The sequence below is a fragment of the Pseudomonas rustica genome (assembly GCF_049959085.1).
Lineage (GTDB): Bacteria > Pseudomonadota > Gammaproteobacteria > Pseudomonadales > Pseudomonadaceae > Aquipseudomonas > Aquipseudomonas rustica.
The window spans coordinates 3,282,613-3,301,944 of record NZ_CP188200.1; the positions used below are offsets into that span (position 1 = coordinate 3,282,613).

Genomic DNA, 19,332 nt, shown 5'->3' on the forward strand with positions numbered 1-19,332 from the left:
TTTTGTCGGTCAAAAACTGACACTAGCACCCGGCCATCAAAGCGCAAGAAATGGCTGACTTTTCCCTAAAGCGTCAAAAAAACGTTGACTCAAATCTGACACACTCCAGTTGCTGCAAGCCTCTAATTTCGCGGCCTGCGACCGTTTATCGCATTAATGGAATTGTGAAAAAAGCGTCAAGAACGGGACAAATCCAGCAATAGCAAGCACTTGATGGCCATTCGCCCCCAAAAATGGGCCTGTTATACAGGTGCAACATGTCATTTTGCTGACACGCTTTTCTCACCCTGCGCTATACCCCTTTTGACAGTCTCATTTCGAACTCTTTCCACCGTCTTACGAGGCACGCCAATATGGACGTGAGCGTATTTGGTACGGGCTATGTTGGCCTGATACAAGCAGCAGCACTTGCCGATGTTGGACACCGCGTTTTATGCGTGGATATTGATCCGAATAAAATCAAGCAACTGCAACAAGCAGTTCCTCCGATTAGTGAACCGGGTTTGTCCAGCACCCTGGAAGAAAACATTAAGGCCGGGCGCTTATTGTTCAGCACCCAGGCCAGTGATGCGGTTGAACACGCTGAGCTGATCTTCATCGCCGTGGGCACGCCGGCCGATGAGGATGGCTCTGCTGACCTGAGCCACGTGCTCAACGTCGCCCGGCAAATCGCCTCGTTCATGGAGGCTGATCGCACGCTGATCATCAAATCGACGGTGCCGGTCGGCACGGCGGATCAGGTGCTCGCCGCAGCCAACAGTGAACTGCAGCGACGCGACAAAACCGCTTTGAACGTGCGCGTGGTCTCCAACCCTGAGTTCCTTAAGGAAGGCAGCGCCCTCGCCGACTGCATGCGCCCTGACCGGATCATCGTCGGTACCCGCGACGAAGCGGCCCGCGAGCAGATGAGCGAGTTGTACGCGCCGTTCTGCCGCAACCACGAAAAATTGATGTTCATGGACAACCGCAGCGCCGAGCTGACCAAGTACGCCGCCAACGCGATGCTCGCCACGCGTATCAGCTTCATGAACGAGCTGGCCAACCTCACCGAACTGCTCGGCGCCGATATCGAAGCCGTGCGCAAAGGCATCGGCTCCGACCCACGCATCGGTTACCACTTTATCTATCCGGGCTGCGGCTTCGGTGGTTCGTGCTTTCCCAAGGATCTGCGCGCCCTGCTGCACACCGCCGAACACAACGGCATGCCGCTGAAATTGCTGCGCAGCGTCACCGACGTCAACGACCTGCAGCGGCACATCCTGTTCAGCAAACTCAAAGCACAGTTCCCGCAAGGGCTGGCCGGCAAGTCCATTGCGATCTGGGGCCTGGCGTTCAAACCGAATACCGATGACATGCGCGAAGCCCCGAGCCGTTATCTGATGGATGCACTGTGGGCCGAAGGCGCCAGCGTGCAGGCTTACGACCCGGAAGCGATGTCCGAATGCCGACGCATCTACGGCTACCGCAACGATTTGCACCTGTGCGCCACCCGCGACGACACCCTTGAAGACGCCGATGCATTGGTGATCTGCACCGAGTGGAAAAACTTCCGCGTGGTCGATTTCGAATTGCTCGCCGAAAAGCTGCGCTCGAAAGTCATCATCGATGGCCGCAACCTCTACAACCCGGAACACGTCGCCGCCGCCGGCCTGCATTACAGCGGCATCGGCCTGCGCCATATCGCCCCCGAAGGACCACGGCCATGAAGGTGTTGGTCACCGGTGCGGCCGGTTTCATTGGCGCTCATTGCGTATTGCGGCTGATGCGCGACGGCCACTCGGTGGTCGGCCTGGATAATTTCAACAGCTACTACGACCCGCAACTCAAGCACGACCGCGTGCAATGGGTGCGTGAGCAGGTCGGCGATTTCCAGCTCGCGACGGTTGATCTGGCCGATGCCTCGGCCATCGAAGCGCTGTTTGTCCGTGAACGCCCGCAAGTGGTGATTCACCTCGCGGCGCAGGCCGGAGTGCGTTATTCGCTGGAAAATCCACGGGCGTATCTGGACAGCAACCTCAATGGTTTCCTCAACATTCTGGAGAGCTGCCGGCATCACCCGGTCGAGCACTTGATCTACGCCTCGTCGAGTTCGGTGTACGGCGCCAACCAGCACACGCCCTACTCCGTGAAGGACGGCGTCAATCATCCGCTGTCGCTGTACGCCGCCACTAAAAAAGCCAATGAACTGATGGCGCACAGCTACAGCCATCTATTCGGCATTCCCTGTACCGGCCTGCGCTTTTTCACCGTGTACGGCCCTTGGGGCCGGCCAGACATGTCGCCGATCCAGTTCGCCCGGGCGATCAGCGAAGGCGAGCCACTGAAGCTGTTCAATTACGGCGAGCATCAACGCGACTTCACCTACATCGACGACATCATCGAAAGCATTGCCCGTCTCACCGATCGCCCACCACAAACGCAACCGCTGTGGGATCGCGAGCAGCCTGACCCGGCCAGCAGCATGGCGCCGTGGCGGCTGTTCAACATCGGCGGGCAACACCCGGTCGAGCTGAAAACCTATCTGGCGCTGATGGAAAAACACCTCGGCCAGAACGCCATTGTCGAGCTGCTGCCGCTACAACCGGGCGACGTGCTCAACACCTGTGCCGACGCCAGCGATCTGGCCCAGGCCACCGGGTTCCAGCCACGCATAGAGCTGGACGAAGGACTTGGACGCTTCATCGCATGGTTTCGCGATTACTACCCGACTGCCTATCGCCCACGCGCCGCTCGCGGCTGAACATCAGCGGAGGACTTTATGACTGGACATGAAAAAGGTGTACCGATCCAACAACTGCAGCGTGATAAACGCATGGATCCGGAGCAGCGAATGCGCCTCGATGCAGCGATTCATCGTCAGGGCCGTGGCTGGTTCACCGGCCGTGACGGCGGTCGCCCATGGCAACTGTCGCGCACCAACCGCGTGGTCGCTTGCCTCGGTGCGCTGATGATTCTGCTGCTGATTTCGCCGCTGCTGCTCGGGCTGGCGCTGGCCATCAAGTACTCCAGCAAAGGCCCGGTGATGTTCGTGCAGAAACGCACCGGTTATCGCGGTCGCAAGTTCGGCATGTACAAATTCCGCACCATGGTCGCCAACGCCGAAGAATTGAAAGAGTCGCTGCGCCACCTGAACAAGCACGGTGCCGACGCCATCGACTTCAAGATTGATCAGGATCCACGCATCACCGGTATCGGCGGTTTTCTGCGGCGCACCAGCCTCGATGAACTGCCCAACCTGATCAATGTAGTGACCGGCGACATGCGCCTGGTCGGCCCGCGTCCGACCTCGTTCAACGCCTATCGCTACAAGGACAGTCACCTCGCCCGTCTGGCGATTTATCCCGGAATGACCGGCCTCTGGCAGATCTCCGGGCGCAGCAACATCGACTTCGACCAGCGCGTTGAGTTGGACCTCAGCTACATCGCCGAGCAGAGCCTTTTGCTTGATCTGAAGATTCTGTTGAAAACCCCCTTCAAAGTATTCAGCGGCCACGGAGCAAGCTAATGGACGGTTCAACCAACAAAAGCCTGAGCATTGCCAACCCCAGCGAATCGAACCTGACCTCGACCGTGCTGGATCTTGATCTGCGGATCCTGTTCCTGACCGCCGCCAACCCGGGCGCCGGCACCACCACCAGTGCGTTGGCGCTGGCCAGCCAGTTGGCGCAAATGAGCAGCGGCCAGGTGCTGTTGGTCGACGCCAGCCAGTCGGCGAGCAATCTGACGCAGCAGCTGAACCTGAGCAAAGAGCGCGGCCTGCGTGACTTGCTGTTCAACCCGGACAACCCGCCGCTGCTGCAGGACTGCGTGGTGCAGGTCTCAAGCCTGCCGTTCCACGTACTGCCGAATGGCCGGCCGATCCGCACCATGGAGCACCTGACCGCCGAGCGTCTGAGCCCGTTGCTTGATCAACTGGGCAGCCAGTATCGCTTCGTCGTGATCGACGGCGACGCGGTGTATTCCGCCGCCGACACCCTGGTGATCAGCACTCAGGTCGATGGCGTGGTGTTCGTGGTGCGCGCTGAAGACACCCGCTGGGAAGTCGCTCAGGCCGCCGTGCAACGGCTGACGCAGGCTGGCGCGAATGTGGTCGGCAGCGTGTTCAACCGGCGCAAGTACTACATGCCCAAATGGCTTTACAAAAACCTGTAAGCAACCGCGAAGGATGACGCCATGAACGCCAAAATTCTTGTCCTGCTGTTGCTGCCGCTTGCGGGTTGCTCCAGCAATTCTGAAACGCAAAACATGCCGGTGAATATCCTCACCGCCGCGCCGGCCAACGCCCAAGCGACGGATATGCCGAAGATCGAGCAGACCCTGCGCCCGCAGGATGTGCTCGACGTGATCTTCCATATCAGCACCAGCGGCTCGGACGCTTACCGCGTACAGTCGGGTGACCAGATCGGCCTGAACTTCACCGCCGCCAGCCAGCTCAACGGCAATCAATTGGTGCTGCCGGATGGCAGCATCGAACTGCCGGGCGCCAACACTTCGGTGAAAATCGCCGGGCTGACCAGTGATCAGGCTCGCGAAGAAATCCAGCGTGCCTATCAGCGCAAACAGCTGTTCCAGCCCAATCGCAATCAATTGACCGTGCAGATCATCAGCCCGCTGACCAATGAGCAAAACCTGAAAAGCGCGCTGAATCACCCGGCCACCGGCATGAGCCGCGAGATCACCGTCGGCACTGACGGCTACGCGAGTTTCCCGGAAATCGGTGCTGTGCCGCTGCAAGGCATGACCGTCAATCAACTGGAAACCTTCCTCAACAAGAAGTACGCGCAACTGCCGGGCCGGATGACCGTGGACGTGCTGCTGAAGTCCACCGCCGGCAACGAAATCTATGTGCTCGGCGAAGTCGGCCAACCGGGTTCCTACCCGATCCGCCGGCCGGTCTCGGTGCTTGAAGCGCTGACCCTGGCTCGTGGCACTAACGTCAAGGCACGCCTTGACTCGGTGGTGATCATGCGCCGCAACGGCAATCAGGTGCAGGCCGTGCGTTACGACGTCGAGAAAGCCTTGTCGGGCGAGGCGCCACAAATCGCCTACCTGCAACCGGACGACATGCTCTACGTGCCGAAAACCAAACTGGCCAGCGCCGGCGAACTCGCCCGTCAACTGGCCGACGTGGTGCTGTTCCAGGGCGTCGGGTTCAGCTTCGGCTACCGCGTCGACAACAAAGACAGTGACAGCAACTAACTCTCAGGTGACCGACATGAATCCAAAGGAAAACTACCTGCACGAGTTCTTCAGGATCTTCTTCGCCAACAAGCAATTGGTGAAACGGGTCTTCCTGATCTTTGCAGTGATCGCCCTGCTCGTGCCGCTGTTGCTCAAACAGAGCTTCGATATCACCGCGCAGGTGATCGTGCAGTCGAAAAAACTCTCTCAGGGTGACGCCACCACGTCGCTCACCGTGGACAACGCCACGTTCATTCCACCGTCGCTGGCGGACATGGAAACCGAGAGCAATATCCTCCGTTCGCCGGCGCTGATCCGCCAGACCATCAGCGAACTGCGCGACAAGGGCGAATACACGCCTTCGCCGGGTATGTTCAGCAAACTGGTGGCCGATCCGTTCAAGCGCTACGTCAGTTCGCCGCTGCGCCAGTACGTGATCAACCCGGTGCGCAACATGCTCGGGCTGGAGACCGATCCGGTGCGTGACACCGCGCTCGACGCCCTGACCCAGCAAGCCATCGACAGCTTGAAAATCGAAACGCTGCCAGGTTCCAACGTGATCTCGATCATCTACAGCTTCCCTGATCCGCATCAGGGCACGACGTTTGTCGCCGCCCTCTTGCAGAACTATCTGGTGAGCCGTCAGGCCCTGCAATCAATCGACTTGCCGCAGTCGTTCTATGAGTCGAAAAAGCAGCTCTACCAAGTGCGTCTTGATGGCCTGGAAGGTAACCGTCAGGCCTTGCTCGAAAGCGTCGGCGCGTCGGATCCGAAGGAAGAAATCACCTTCCGCCTCAACGCGATCAACACCGAAGAACAAGCGCTCAACCTGTATCAGGATCGCCTGCTGCAGAGCCAGCGCTGGCTCGAATACCTGAAAACCGCACTGGCGGCCGCGAGCACTAACAAGCTCAACGACTACACCTTCCCCTACACCTTCACCACCACCGTCGACAACGTGGCGTTCGAAGATCGGGAGATCAAACAGATGGGCGAGCAACTGACCACTCAGGTCAGCCGCTACATGAATGATCTGGCGGTGTTCCAGCCTGGCAGCGAGCCGATGCTGCTGACCCGCGAGCAAATCGCCCGCACCCGTAGCCAGTTCCTCAAAGTGGTGAGCAACCGCATTCAGGAACGCACCAACGATCTGGCGGTGGTCAAGCAGGTGATCGATCAGAAAACCGCGCGCATCGCCCAGTTCAAGAACCGCATCCACGAGTTGCAGCAGACTCAGAGCAAGCTACGGCAGATGGACACCGAGATTGATGCGCTGCACGCCGCGTTTTCAACCTACGCCCAGCGGTTCGCCGAAAGCAGCACCACCCGTTCGCTCAGCGACGACCTGTCCAACGCCCGGGTGCTCAGCCCGCCGTTCGAACCGACCGAAGCGGCGTTCCCGAAACCGGGCCTGATCATTCCATTCGGCATGCTCACCGGGTTGCTGTTGGCGATTGCCTTCGTCTACGTGCGTGAGTTCTTCGATCACCGCTTCAAACACCCGGCGCAAATCAGCCACGAGCTGGGCATTCCGGTGCTGTTGGTGATCAACGACCAGAACGTGCTGCCGAGCAATCCGCACAAGAACTGGACCGTGCCAAGCTTCCTGCACTGGGTGCGCAATTGAGCAGCGCATCCGCCCCGAATGCCGCGCTGCCGATCATTCATTTGCTCAGCAGCGGCGGTTTCTATGGGGCCGAGCGCATGTTGCTGGATCATTGTCTGGCGACGCCGGGGCAGCATCAGGTGCTGTTCCTCGACGCGCCAGCAGAACTGATCGCGCGCTTTCGCGAGGCCGGGGTGGACTGTCGCGGTTGTGCCGGACTAGCGGAATTACTGCAGCACTTGCGTCAGCGTCGCGCGGAAAAACCGTTGCTCAATACGCACAATTTCAAAGGGCTGTTGTTCGGTTGGGTTGGCGCAACGCTGTTGCGCCTGCCGTTGGTGATCACCCAACACGGTTTCACACCGCGCAGCCGCAAGCAGAAGTTTTACACCTGGCTCAGCCTGCAACTGTGCCGCACGGCGTCGGTGGATCGGGTGGTCTGCGTGGCGGAAAGCATCGCCACGCTGCACCGTGAGGCCAGCGTGCGCGCGGATAAATTGCAGGTCATTCCCAACGGTTTGCCGGCGGCTGCGGCCATGATTCCCGATGCCGATCGGCAACGCTGGCTGGCCGGTTACGTTGGCCGGTTGAGCAGCGAGAAAGGCCCGGATCTGTTTCTCGACGCGCTGATTCCGCTGTGTCACCAGCATCCGCAACTGGACGCAGTGATGCTCGGCGACGGCCCGGAACGCGAGGCGTTGCAGGCGCGGATCGACAACGCCGGATTGCAGCAACGCATTCGTTTGCCGGGTTATCAGACGGCGATGCAACCGTGGTGGCAGCAACTCGATGCGCTGGTGATCAGCTCGCGTACCGAAGGTACACCGATGATTTTGCTCGAAGCCATGCAGGCCGGGGTGCCGGTGGTGGCGTTCGGTGTCGGCGGGATTCCCGACGTGCTGGAACACCGGCACAACGGTTTGCTCGCCACACCCGCCGATTGCGCCGACCTCAGCCGTCAGCTCGACACCTTGCTGAGCGAGCCGAAACTGGCCCGGCAACTGCGTGACAACGCAAAACGCACGCAACAGGATCGCTACGACCTCAAGGCCCTGGCCGAACGCTGGTCGCAGCTGTACATCCGCACGGCACGGGAGGCACGCGCATGATTTTCCCGCTCTCGATCGTCAGTTTGCTCGGTCTGGTCTGCATCGCTTTGCTGGCCAGCCCTTATCCGTTTCTGGCGCCGGGAGTGGTGCTCGGCCTGGTCGGTTTTGCGGTGCTGTACCGCAAGCCGACCTGGGGCCTGCTCGGTATCGCTGCACTGGTGCCGTTCGAGGGTTTCTTCAAGGACAGTTCGTTTTCCGGGAGTAAATTGCTCGGTGCCGGGCTGGCGGTGATTTTGATGCTGCAACTGGCGCTGCATCAAATTCCTTCGGAGCGCCTGCGCAGCAATATCTGGCGCTACCTGATCTGGTTCATGGTTCTGTACTTTTTGAGCATGCTCAACACCGATGATCTGGGCATGTCACTAGGGCATCTGCGTGAACTCAGCGTCGGCCTGATTCTGTTTGTCATTACCCTGTTGATCGGTCGCGACCTTAATCTCGACCTGTTCGCCCGCCTCGTCACCCTCGCCGTCAGCACCACCTGTGCGATGGCGATGTTCTCGGCCAAATTCCAGGATCAGGGCCGCGCGGCGGGCCTGCTCGAAGACCCCAACGCTTTCGCCATGCTGATTGCCTTCGCGGTGCCGATGGGTTTGCTGCTGGTGATTCGTAGCCCGAATACCCTGCACCGGTTGTTCTGGGGCGGTTGCTGCCTGCTGTTGCTGGGCGGCATGACCAAAACCGAATCGCGCTCCGGGCTGGTGGTGTTGGCGCTGAGCTTGTTGATCGGCTGCTGGCATTACCGTTCGCAACTGACCCACATTCGTCCACGGCACTTGGGTTTTGCCATGCTCGGCGCGGCCATTGTGATTCCCCTGGCGATCTACGCGATGCCGGCCGGTTACATGGCGCGCATCCAGTCCTTGAGTATTCTCAGCGCCGGTTCCAAGGCGCAGGACGAATCCCTCGGCCGCCGCGCTTCGTACATCGTCGTTGGCAGCCAGATGATCCGCGAGAACCCACTGCTCGGCTCCGGCCCCGGCACCTTCCCGCTGCATTACGCGACCACCGGTTACGCCAAGGCCTTTTCCGCCAACCGCAAAATCGGCGACTTGTACCGTCGCGCGCACAACACCTACCTGGAGATTTTCAGTGAACTCGGGGTGCCTGCCGGGTTGTTGTTTGTCGGCATGCTTGCCCTCGGTCTGTACAACCTGATTCGCGCGCGGGCGGCGTGGATGCTGCGCCGCGATGCGTATCAGGCGGATCTGATGACGCACCTCGGCGTGAGTTTTCTGTCGCTGACGCTGTTCCTGATGTTCCTCAGCGCACCGAACCAGAAATACGTGTGGATCATGCTCGCGCTGACCAGTGTCCTGCGTCTGAAAGCCCAGCAAGCGCCGCTGACCACGGAGGCCAGAGCATGAGCCGAATCAGTATCGTCATTCCGATGTTCAACGAAGCCCGGCACATTGGTCGCACGCTGCTCGCTGCGCAAAAAGCCGCGCACGCGGCTGATATCGAGTGCGAACTGATCGTGGTCGACAACGGTTCGACCGATGAAGGCCCGCACATCGCCCGCCAGTTTGGCGCGACAGTGTTGGTCTTGCCGGGCTTGTTGATCGGCGCGTTGCGCAATCGCGGCACCGCGGTCGCCAGCGGTGAATGGCTGGCGTTTATCGATGCCGACATTGAAATGCCGGAAGACTGGTTGAAGCCGCTGTTCGAATTGGAAGCTAGCGGCCAGGCCGATGTCTTTGCGTTGGATCTGCACACCCCCGCCGAGGCGCCGTGGTACGCCACCGCGTGGCAGCGGCGCACCTTGCGCGTGTCGTCGCAGACTTCGCACGCCGTCGACTGGCTGCCCAGCGCAAACCTGTTGATGCGCCGGCGCTGGTTCGACAAGGTCGGTGGCTTCAACGAAACCCTGCGCACCGGCGAGGACAAGGAATTCACGTTGCGCCTGCATGAACAGGGCGCGCGGTTGCTGTCGATCAACAACAGCGTCGCCCTGCACTGGGGTTACGAGATGAACTGGCGCGAGTGGATGGGCAAGGAATTGTGGCGTCAGGGCAGTCACCTGCAACTGCTGCGTACCCACGGTTTCAGCCTGCGCCTGCTGCGTTTTCCGATGCTATCGCTGTTCGTATGGTTGCTGGATTTTCTGGCGATTTCGGCGCTGCTTGATGGCTTCCCGCATCACGCGGCGATCATGGTCGCCATCACCAGCCTGCCGGGTCTGGTGCTCAGCCTGCGCCAGAGCGCCAAACACCACGATATAGGCCTGACCCTGCAATTGTGGGGCCTGCACTGGGTGCGTCTGCACCTGGCCGGCGCCGCGTTTATTTTGAGTCTGTGTCATTGGAACGCCAGGAGGCCTGCCCGTGGCTGAATTCATTTTCTGGATGTGCCTGTTGCTACCGGTCTACGCCTACGTCGGCTACCCGCTGCTGCTGACGCTGGTCGCGCCGCTGTTTCCGGCCTGGCGGCACACTCCGGCGCCGCCGCTGAATGTCAGTATTGTGATCGCCGCACACAATGAGGCGCGGCATATCGAGCACAAGTTGCGCACGTTGCTGGCGCAGGACTATCAGCCAGCAAACCTGCAAATCATTCTCGCCAGCGACGGTTCGACCGACGACACCGTGGCTTGCGCACACAAAGTCGTTGACCCGCGCATCACCGTCCTCGACCTGCCGCGCCAGGGCAAAGCGGCGACGCTGAATGCCGGCGTAGCGCTGAGCACTGGCGACATTCTGGTGTTCACCGACGCTGACAACCAATGGTCACGGGAAACCCTCGGCTACCTGCTCGCACCGTTGAATGATCCGCAAGTCGGCGGTTGCGCCGGGCACATGGTGATTCCGGTCACCGGTGGTGGTTTGAGCGTCGGCGACAGTCTCTATCGGCATTACGAAGGCTGGTTGCGCCGGGTCGAGAACCGCACCGGTTGCATGGTCTCCGCCGACGGCGCCCTGCTCGCCTTGCGCCGCGAGTTGTTCCAGAACGTGCCGGCCGAGGTTAACGACGATTTCTTTATCAGCACCTGCGCACCGGTGGCGCACAAACGCATCGTCTATGTGCCGGAAGCGCAGGTGATCGACCACGGTGTCGATGAAGCGGACAAACAATTCCGGCGCCGTCAGCGCGTTACCGTCGGCGGTTTGCAAAGCCTTGCGCAACGTCGCGAGCTGCTCAATCCGCTGAAATATGGCCTGTATTCGATCGCGCTGATCAGCCACAAACTGATCCGCCGACTGGCGCCGATCCTCTTGTTGCCACTGCTGCTGAGCAACTTCTGGCTGTGGCAAGAACACGGTTTCTACCGCCTCGCCCTGATCGCGCAACTGATCGGCTACGCCATCGCGATTGCCGGGCTGCTGGATTCGCAACACCGTTTGCCAAAACCCTTCCGCCTCGCTGCGTTTCTGCTGGTCACCCTCGCCGGGATGAGTCTCGGCCTGTGGCAGTTCCTGCGCGGTCAGCGGTATGCCCAGTGGAATCCCGAACAGAACCGTTAAAAGGACTGAAGCCATGGCGATCAAACAACTGCTAAAACGCACCAGTGGCTGGCTCTATCTCAACTCGTCGATGGGCCGCAACCAGTTGCACGGCGCCGGGGTGATTCTGATGCTGCACCGGGTGCTGGCCAACGACCGCGCGGCCAACCTGCCGCACCGCAATGAATTGTGCGTAGGGCCGAAAGCGTTCGAGCATTTGCTGGTGTGGCTGCGCAAGCATTTCGATTGCGTACCGTTGATGGAAATTCTTCAGCCCAATTCGCTGCGCAGCGAGCGCCCGCGCGTAGCGCTGACCTTTGATGATGGCTGGCGCGACAACGCGGTCAACGCCTTCCCGCTGCTGCAAAAACATCAGGTGCCGGCGAGCATTTTCCTCTCCACCGATTTCATTGGCAGCCGTCAGCGTTTCTGGTGGGAAAGCCTCGGCGAAACCCTGTGGGGCAGCCACGGCGAAAAGGCGCGGATGCATTTGATCGAGTGCCTGCAAATGATGCATCACCCCTTGCCGGTGATGCTCGATGACATCGATGTCGACCGCCGCAGCCTGGCGTTGCTGCATTACCTGCAAGGGCTGAAGTCGCTTGACCCGAAGGAGCTGGAAAAGCTCACCGACGAATGCCCAACGGAATCGCAACCGCAAGCGCTGGACTGGCATCAAGTCCGCGCGCTGGAAGCTTCGGGACTGGTGCGTTTCGGCCCGCACGGCGCCAGTCACGCCATCCTCACCGGCCTTGATGATCAGCGCCTGAACGAAGAAATCAGCCGCAGCCGCGATGCCTTGTACAACGGCTGCAACCGGCCACTGCCGGTGTATTGCTACCCCAACGGCGACAACGATGAACGCGTGCGCGAGCAGATCGCCAATCACGATTATCCGTTCGCGCTCGGCACCGGCACCGGTATCTATCGCGGCGAAGGCGAACCGTTGAACCTGCCGCGTTTCGGCGTCAGTCAGCGCACCGCGCGCAATCCGGAATTGTTGTCGTGGCGGATTTTTCGCGGGGCGCGGCCATGAGCCGAGGCACCTACCTCAAACATCTGGCGCTGAGCATGGGCACCAAACTGGCGATGATCGCCCTGCGTTTGCTGCGCAACGTGCTGCTTGCGCGGATTCTCGGCCCGAGTGAGCGCGGCTTGTTTGCGCTGCTCAGCACCCTGCCGGATTTGATCAGCGCCGCCACCAGTGGCGGGCTCAATTCGGCGGTGGGTTTTCAGGCGGCCAAGCAGCGGCCGATGGGTTTGTTGCTGAGTCAGGTGTTGGTGTTTGGCTGTTTGCTGGCGGCGCTGCTGACCTTGCTGGTCGTGGCGCTGGTACGGGAATTCGGCAGTGAACTGGATGTGACGATGCAGCTCGGTTTGCTCGCCTGGCTGTTGCTGCTGGCGGTGCCGCTCACCGTGTTGAAAAGCGGTTTGCTGACGTTGCACAACGCCTCGGGTGGCGTGGTCGCGTTCAATGCCTTGCGTCTGGTCGAATCGCTGGCGCCGCTGCTGCTGTTTCTCGCGCTGTTCTGGATGTGGAAAAGCGCCGCCCTCGAAGCCGCGCTGATCAGTTGGCTCGCCGGAATCAGTCTGGTGGTGCTGGCCGGTTGGGTCTGGCTCAAACGCGCACAGCCGTTACAGCTGCAATGGGATCGCGCCAGCCAGAAAGAACTGCTGCGCTACAGCGCGCGCAGTCATCCGGATCTGCTGTTTCAGCAAGTGATATTGCGCTCGGATTATCTGTTTATCGGCGCCCTGCTCGGCAGCACCGCCCTCGGTCATTACGCAATGGCCAGCGCCGCCGCCGAACTGCTGCTGATCGTCCCGGAAGCGGTAACCACGCCACTGATGAAACGCCTGCTGCAACAAGACGAAGGCATGGACAAGGTCACGCCGCTGGCCCTGCGCCTGACCGCGACGGTGATGCTCGGCGCGTGCCTGACCATGGCGGTGATTGGCGAATGGCTGATCGTCACGCTGTTTGGTGCGGTGTATCAACCGGCCTATCCGGCGCTGCTGGCTTTGCTGCCGGGGCTGTTGGGCCTGTGCTACGCAAGCATTTTACGCCTGGACTTGCTCGGTAAAAACCGCCCCGGCACGGTGTCGATGCTGATGGGTTTGGGCGCGCTGCTGAATCTGGCGCTGAACCTGGTGATGATTCCGGCTTACGGCATCGTCGGCGCGGCGGCGGCTTCGTCGATTGCGTATCTGGCGGTGACGGTGGCGATGCTGGTGCTTTATTGCCGCTTGAGCGGCGTGCCGTTCTGGCAAACCCTGATCATCCTGCCGCGCGACGTCACACCGATGTGGCTGATGCTGCAACGGCGGAAAACCGCATGAAAGGCCTGGCCCTGCTGCTCGGTCTCGGCCTGTCGCTGGACGCCTTTGCGGCGTCGATGCGCTGGGGCGAGATTCGCGACGGCAGCCTGTATCTGCAAGCGGATCGTCCGGACACGGTAACCGTGCGCTGGACACCGGCGTGGCAGGCTGAGGCCAATGAAGAACATGTCTATTTGCTCGATGGCCAAGGCAAGTTGCAGGGTGATCGGTTCATCAAGGCCAGTGAAACCCGTGGCAGTCAGAGCTGGCCGCTGCTGCCCGGCGCGGCGAGTTATCGACTGGAAATTCCCGGCTACAGCTTCCGCAATTACCGCGTCGAACATGACGAGCGCACGGTGGCGTTGTTCGCCCCAGCGAAAGTGCATTTCAGCGCCGATACGCACAATGGCGACGAGTTGTATTTCAAAGTCGCAGCGGGCGAGCACGCAGTGCTGGCCGGCAAGTTTCATGGCGGCGTCAGCGGTTTGCAGGCGCAGCGCGTTGGCGATGATCAGCAACTGACGTTGGCACTGAAACCCTATCGCGCCTATTGGCAGTTCGATCAGGTCGCCCTGCCCGTCAGCGAGCGCGAACAGATCTGGCGCCTGCGTTTGCAAGGCAGCGGCAAAGCAGCGTTCTGGCTGGATGGCACGGCCAACCTGTTTGCGCAGAATCCGCAGCAACTGAAGCCGCTGCGCGAAGACGCCGGGCACACCCGTTTGACCCTGCACGACAAAGTCCTCGGGCGCACGCCGGATCTGGGCATCGCCCTGCCCTACGTGATGCCGCCGCCGGCCAGTCACGCCGTGCTGGATGCGCTGAAACCGAGCGCTGCGAGTTACTACAGTTTTGTCGATGTGACGGCGAAGAACCCGCATTTCGAAGACGCGTTCCGAAAGGTGTATCAGGATCGTTTCGGCATCAAACAAGACATCACCTTGCTCGCTGGCAGTCAGCGGCAGGCGGATCTGCGCGCCGATGTGCAGAGCAACAGCGGCCTCGATGCGTGGCTGGCCAGCACCCGAGCGCTGGGCGGCAAAGGCACGCATTACATTGGTTTTGCCGATGAGCCGAATCTCAACTATTCGAGCTACGCGCAATATCAGGCGATTTTCGCCAGCATGGCCCGGCAGGTGCGCAGCGATCCGGCGAATGCCAAGGCTGGTGTGCGCATTGCCATGCCGGCCAGTTCGCGACTGGTCAACGGGCCGTTTGCCGACAACGCGGCGGATAAACGCGGGATCGATTGGGCGCGGCGTTTGCTTAGCGAATCAGGCGATCAGGTCGATGCGCTGGCGTGGCACGAATGGATGATTCGCGACCTGCTCGCCACGCGCGTTTATCGCGACAGCGTGCGCCGCGCCGCCGACCTGGTTGGCCTCGACAGCAAAGGTCAGCCGCGCAAGGCCTTGCTGCTCGATCAGACCAATATGTCCAGCGGCTCCAGCCTCAGCCCCTACGATCAGGAAACCCACTACGCTTCGCTGTGGTGGGCGTCGGTGGTGATCAACGCTTCACAGGACGGCTTGTTGAGCATGCTCAACTGGTTCCAGGCTGCCGATGAGCCGCAATATCCCAAGGGCATGTTGCGGGTTTCGGCGGATGAACAACGTTTCGAGTTGAAACCGGTCGGCCTGGCGCAACAGTTTATCGCCCAGCATTGGCTGCATCAGGTGTTGTGGCTGGAGAACGATTCCTTTGAAGTCGATGTGCTGGCGATGGCCGGCGACGATCAGCGTGGCTTGCTCGGGGTGAACAAGGGCACACGCCTGCAGCGCATGGAACTGAGCGGCGCCAAGTGCCCGCTGCACAACGGCGCCTTGCGCTACTTCGGCACCGACAACCGCAGCCGCGACGCACCGTTCACCTGCCGCGATGGACGCGTCAGCTTTGATCTGCCAGGCCAGACCCTGTTTGCACTGAGCTGGATCGCGTCATGAAGCCAATTCCGAACATTCATGAGAAAGGCCAGGCGAACTTTAACCCCGATGTGATTGAGCTTTTGTGGCGAGGGGATTTATCCCCGTTCGGCTGCGCAGCAGTCGTCGCTTCTTATCCTGTTAAAGCGGGGCCGCTTCGCAGCCCAACGGGGATAAATCCCCTCGCCACAGGAGTTCTCTCACCAATTGGGGTCGCTGCGCCGAAAGGTTCAGGAGCACACACCATGGGCATCGTCAGCAAACTCAGCGAGCACATCAAACAAAAAGGCCTGCGCGCCACTTTGGCGAAAGCCTGGAAACACTACGTTTTTTCCCATCAGGAACTGCTGTGGATGGAGCGTGATCTGGTCAGCCCGGTGCCGCCGCACAACCTCAAACCCTACCCGCCGTTGCAGGTAGTGAAGATCACGCCAGACAACGCCAGCGCCTTCGCCCGCAACTTCGGTGACCGCGTCGGCACCATGGCTGAACTGGCCGACGAAGGCCACACCGGGCACATGCACCTGGATGACCAGGGCGCTGCCGTGGCGTTTATCTGGGGCAGTTCGCGGGACTATTTCGACCGGCATTACTACGGCTGCCTGTTCCCGGTGAAACCCGGCGAGTTCTTCGAGTTTGGCGGCGAGTTGACCCGCAAATATTGGGGTACCGAGCTGTCGGTGGATCTGCAACTGGAGCTGTGGAAAGCCATGGCTGCACAGGGTTGCGACAAGGTCGTCGATGTCTGCGAATTTCACAATATCCCGGCGCTCAAGCTGCACCTGCGCATGGGCTATACCGAACAGGGACGGATCATGAATGTTTACACCTTGTTCAGTCGCTGGCGCTTCTACCGCGAAACCCGCTACAGCGGCTCGCGTCTGGACGCACTGCGCAAACCGTCCCGTCCACCCGTAACAGCAACGGCGGCCTGAGCCTATGGCGACGCGATTCGAATGGCGCACTTCACTGTGCGCCGCCGATTTCCCCGAAGCAGCGTATGAAGCGCTGCGTCTGCGGGTGACGGATCACACGCCGTTCAACAACCTTGGTTGGTTGTGCGCGGCCGAGCAGGCCCTTGGTACGGATGAGCGTCTGCACATCCTGCTGGGTTGGGAGGCGGACGAATTGCGTCTGTGTCTGCCGCTGGTGGCAAGTCGCGAACGCTTTGCCGGCGTGCCGTTTCGGGTGCTGCATCACTTGGGTTATCCGCTGGCGGATCGCTTGGCGCTGCTGTCGTTGTTGGGCGCTGAGGACATGCGTCAGGCGCTGAATATGATTCGCCAACGTGTGCCCCACGCGCTCCTGCAACTCAATGAATTGTCCGAACCTGCCGGTGAAGAAAGTGCGCTCACCGAATGGATGGCGCACAGCTCGACCGGTGAACGATGGCTGAGTTGTCGAGTGCCGGTGCACCTGATAAGCGAGGCCGATCATCAGGAAGTCTCCGGTGATCCGCGCTACAAACTGCGTCGGGCACGCAAGCGGATCGCCGCGTGTGGCGCTGAAGTGCGCAGAATTACTCCCGATGCGATGAGCATGGGCCCGTTGTTGCAGACCATCAGCGAAGTCGAAGCGGTGAGCTGGAAAGGTGACGAAGGCGTAGGTATTTTTGCCAGCGAACCCAGTCGCCAATTGATCGAACGCGCGTTCATCGCCCTCGCCGGCCAAGGCCTGGTTCGGGTGGTCACGCTGGAGTTGAACGGGCGCTGCATCAGCTATCGCCTCGGTCTGCTGGAGCAAGGTCGGCTCTACGATTACAACCTCGCCTTCCTGCCGCAATACGCCGATCTGGGCAGTGGCCGGGTGTTGCTGGAGGAATGGATTCGCTGGGGGCTCGACGATCACTGGCACTGGATCGATGCCTCGCGGGTCAGCCTGGAAAACTCCAGCCATCAACTGCACGAACGCATGACCGGACAACTGGAGCACTGGCGCTGGAGTTTTTATTCCTGGCGGCCGAGTGGTCTTGTCCTCGGCCTGGGCTTGCGCCTGTGGCATCGACTCAAGCCGCGCGTACAAGCCTGGCGGGCACGGCGTGCCGAGCAAGCGAAACCTGTTTTGAAACCTGTTGCGATCACCACGGAGGGCGAACATGCCACGCCAAGTCATAGTCAACGCTGACGATTTCGGCCTCAGTCCGAACGAAAACGCGGTGATCTTCGCTGCCTTTCAGGCCGGTGTCATCAGTTCTGCCACGGCCATGGCCAACATGCCGGCGTTCGAAGCGGCGTGCGCGATGGCCCGGCATCCGACGTTGCAAGGCCGGGTTGGACTGCACTTCAACCTGACTTACGGGCGGCCGTTGAGTCAGGCGATTCTCAAGCGTCGCACCTTCTGCGACGACCATGGCGTGTTCGACTTGAGTCTGCCGCGCCATCGGTTGTGGCTCAGTCGCGAAGACCGAGAGGCGGTGCGTGAAGAATTGCAGGCGCAGTGGCAGCGTTGCGTCGATCACGGCGTGCGGCCGAGTCATATCGATTCGCACCAGCACGTGCACAACATCTGGCCGATCGGCGAGATCGTCGCGCGCTTTGCCGCGCATCAAGGTGTGCCGATTCGACTGGCGCGCAATCTGGGGCAAAACCTCAATCTGCCCAAGCGCGTGTTCAAGGGTTTGCTCAATTGGCGCTTGCAGAGTCTGGCGGGTGTGACGGCTGACTATGTGTGCACGCCGATCGACCTGCGCAATGACATTTCGCCGACCGACGGCGTGCTGGAAATCGTCGCCCACCCGACGCAACTTGGCAGCGATTTTGGTGATGCTTATCTCAACCCTGACGAGTCCCTGAGCCGCGTGCTAGAGCAGCGGTTGACGGGCGTTCCACGGGTTTCCTACGCCGATCTGAACAAGGATTTTCTACGCGGTACCGCCGCACTCGATTGAGTTACATACCTTGCAATACTTTCGAAGATGGCACTTTGAAATGAACCCCCAAGGGTGATCTATACCCACAAAAGCGACATCCACAACACCGGGCTTCGGCCACGGAGGGCATCATGAGCTTCATCAAAAAACTACAAGAACGCATCCGCCAAAAAGGCTTGGGCCGCACTTTCGGCACGTTGTGGAAACGTTACGTGTTTTTCCATTGGGAACTGTTGTGGATGGAGCGCGACCTGGTCACTCCGGTGCCGCCGCACAAGCTGCGTCCATACGAGGGCCTGAGCAAAGTCGATATCACCGCAGAGAATGCCGTTGCCTTCAGCAAACATTTCGGTGACCGCGTGGAGACAATGGCCGAACTTGCCGCCGAAGGTCACACCGGGCACATGTACCTCGACGCTGCCGGCGATGCCGTCGGATTCATCTGGGGCAGCATTCGCGACTATCACGATCGTCACTATTACGGCTGCACCTTCCCGGTGAAGCCGGGTGAGTTCTTCGAATTTGGTGGCGAGATGATCCGCACCTATTTCGGCAGCAGCCTGTCGGTGGACGTGCAGGTGGCGCTGTGGGAAGCGATGGCGGCGCAGGGTTGCAACAAAGTGGTGGACGTCTGTGAGACGCACAATATTCCGGCGCTAAAGCTGCACATTCGCATGGGCTATCACGAGCAGGGGCGTGTGATGCACGTGTATTGCCTGTTCGGGCGCTGGAAGTTTTTCCGTGAGACGCGGTATGAGGGCTCGCGGCTGGAACCGCTGCGTAAGCCGGGGCGGCCGGTGGTGAGTGCGGCGGCGCAGGCTTGATTCAGTTCCGGAATTTGTATCGGCACTGATGTCGTCATCGCGAGCAGGCTCACTCCTACAAGGGA

General features: G+C 60.5%; 17 protein-coding genes. All 17 read left to right on the forward strand.

Annotated features, from left to right (window positions below):
• Positions 1-353 precede the first annotated feature (353 nt).
• On the forward strand, positions 354-1,706 hold the full coding sequence (locus tag ACP3TY_RS14965; RefSeq protein ID WP_426617844.1) for a UDP-glucose dehydrogenase family protein: 1,353 nt from the start codon (positions 354-356) through the stop codon (positions 1,704-1,706).
• On the forward strand, positions 1,703-2,740 hold the full coding sequence (locus tag ACP3TY_RS14970; protein ID WP_426617845.1) for an NAD-dependent epimerase: 1,038 nt from the start codon (positions 1,703-1,705) through the stop codon (positions 2,738-2,740). Before ACP3TY_RS14965 ends, ACP3TY_RS14970 begins: the two co-directional genes overlap by 4 nt.
• An 18-nt stretch (positions 2,741-2,758) precedes the next feature.
• On the forward strand, positions 2,759-3,505 hold the full coding sequence (locus ACP3TY_RS14975) for a sugar transferase (RefSeq protein WP_053119140.1): 747 nt from the start codon (positions 2,759-2,761) through the stop codon (positions 3,503-3,505).
• On the forward strand, positions 3,505-4,152 hold the full coding sequence (locus tag ACP3TY_RS14980) for a CpsD/CapB family tyrosine-protein kinase (RefSeq protein WP_426617846.1): 648 nt from the start codon (positions 3,505-3,507) through the stop codon (positions 4,150-4,152). Before ACP3TY_RS14975 ends, ACP3TY_RS14980 begins: the two co-directional genes overlap by 1 nt.
• A 21-nt stretch (positions 4,153-4,173) precedes the next feature.
• On the forward strand, positions 4,174-5,199 hold the full coding sequence (locus tag ACP3TY_RS14985; protein ID WP_426617847.1) for a polysaccharide biosynthesis/export family protein: 1,026 nt from the start codon (positions 4,174-4,176) through the stop codon (positions 5,197-5,199).
• Between the two features lie 16 nt (positions 5,200-5,215).
• The gene (locus tag ACP3TY_RS14990; protein ID WP_426617848.1) at positions 5,216-6,808 is read left to right on the forward strand and encodes a GumC family protein; all 1,593 of its coding nucleotides are present in this window, start codon (positions 5,216-5,218) and stop codon (positions 6,806-6,808) included.
• The gene (locus ACP3TY_RS14995; protein WP_426617849.1) at positions 6,805-7,896 is read left to right on the forward strand and encodes a glycosyltransferase family 4 protein; all 1,092 of its coding nucleotides are present in this window, start codon (positions 6,805-6,807) and stop codon (positions 7,894-7,896) included. The genes ACP3TY_RS14990 and ACP3TY_RS14995 overlap by 4 nt, the downstream gene beginning before the upstream one ends.
• Positions 7,893-9,263: an O-antigen ligase family protein gene (locus ACP3TY_RS15000; RefSeq protein WP_426617850.1), complete on the forward strand. Its 1,371-nt coding sequence runs from the start codon at positions 7,893-7,895 to the stop codon at positions 9,261-9,263. Before ACP3TY_RS14995 ends, ACP3TY_RS15000 begins: the two co-directional genes overlap by 4 nt.
• Entirely contained in the window at positions 9,260-10,228 is a 969-nt protein-coding gene (locus ACP3TY_RS15005; protein WP_400646246.1) for a glycosyltransferase, read from the forward strand. Before ACP3TY_RS15000 ends, ACP3TY_RS15005 begins: the two co-directional genes overlap by 4 nt.
• Positions 10,221-11,357 carry a glycosyltransferase gene (locus ACP3TY_RS15010; RefSeq protein ID WP_426617851.1) on the forward strand — a complete coding sequence of 379 codons (1,137 nt, stop codon included), beginning with the start codon at positions 10,221-10,223 and terminating at the stop codon, positions 11,355-11,357. The genes ACP3TY_RS15005 and ACP3TY_RS15010 overlap by 8 nt, the downstream gene beginning before the upstream one ends.
• A 13-nt stretch (positions 11,358-11,370) precedes the next feature.
• Positions 11,371-12,372: a polysaccharide deacetylase family protein gene (locus ACP3TY_RS15015; RefSeq protein WP_426617852.1), complete on the forward strand. Its 1,002-nt coding sequence runs from the start codon at positions 11,371-11,373 to the stop codon at positions 12,370-12,372.
• The gene (locus ACP3TY_RS15020; RefSeq protein ID WP_053119195.1) at positions 12,369-13,676 is read left to right on the forward strand and encodes a lipopolysaccharide biosynthesis protein; all 1,308 of its coding nucleotides are present in this window, start codon (positions 12,369-12,371) and stop codon (positions 13,674-13,676) included. Before ACP3TY_RS15015 ends, ACP3TY_RS15020 begins: the two co-directional genes overlap by 4 nt.
• Positions 13,673-15,595: a hypothetical protein gene (locus tag ACP3TY_RS15025; RefSeq protein WP_426617853.1), complete on the forward strand. Its 1,923-nt coding sequence runs from the start codon at positions 13,673-13,675 to the stop codon at positions 15,593-15,595. Before ACP3TY_RS15020 ends, ACP3TY_RS15025 begins: the two co-directional genes overlap by 4 nt.
• A 224-nt stretch (positions 15,596-15,819) precedes the next feature.
• A complete protein-coding gene (locus tag ACP3TY_RS15030; RefSeq protein WP_426617854.1) occupies positions 15,820-16,509 on the forward strand; it encodes an N-acetyltransferase in 690 nt (229 codons plus the stop codon).
• A gap of 4 nt (positions 16,510-16,513) precedes the next feature.
• Complete coding sequence (locus tag ACP3TY_RS15035) at positions 16,514-17,698, forward strand: GNAT family N-acetyltransferase (RefSeq protein ID WP_426617855.1); 1,185 nt, start codon at positions 16,514-16,516, stop codon at positions 17,696-17,698.
• Entirely contained in the window at positions 17,670-18,461 is a 792-nt protein-coding gene (locus ACP3TY_RS15040; RefSeq protein WP_426617856.1) for a ChbG/HpnK family deacetylase, read from the forward strand. The genes ACP3TY_RS15035 and ACP3TY_RS15040 overlap by 29 nt, the downstream gene beginning before the upstream one ends.
• A gap of 113 nt (positions 18,462-18,574) precedes the next feature.
• Positions 18,575-19,267: an N-acetyltransferase gene (locus ACP3TY_RS15045; RefSeq protein WP_426617857.1), complete on the forward strand. Its 693-nt coding sequence runs from the start codon at positions 18,575-18,577 to the stop codon at positions 19,265-19,267.
• The last annotated feature ends 65 nt before the right edge of the window (positions 19,268-19,332 follow it).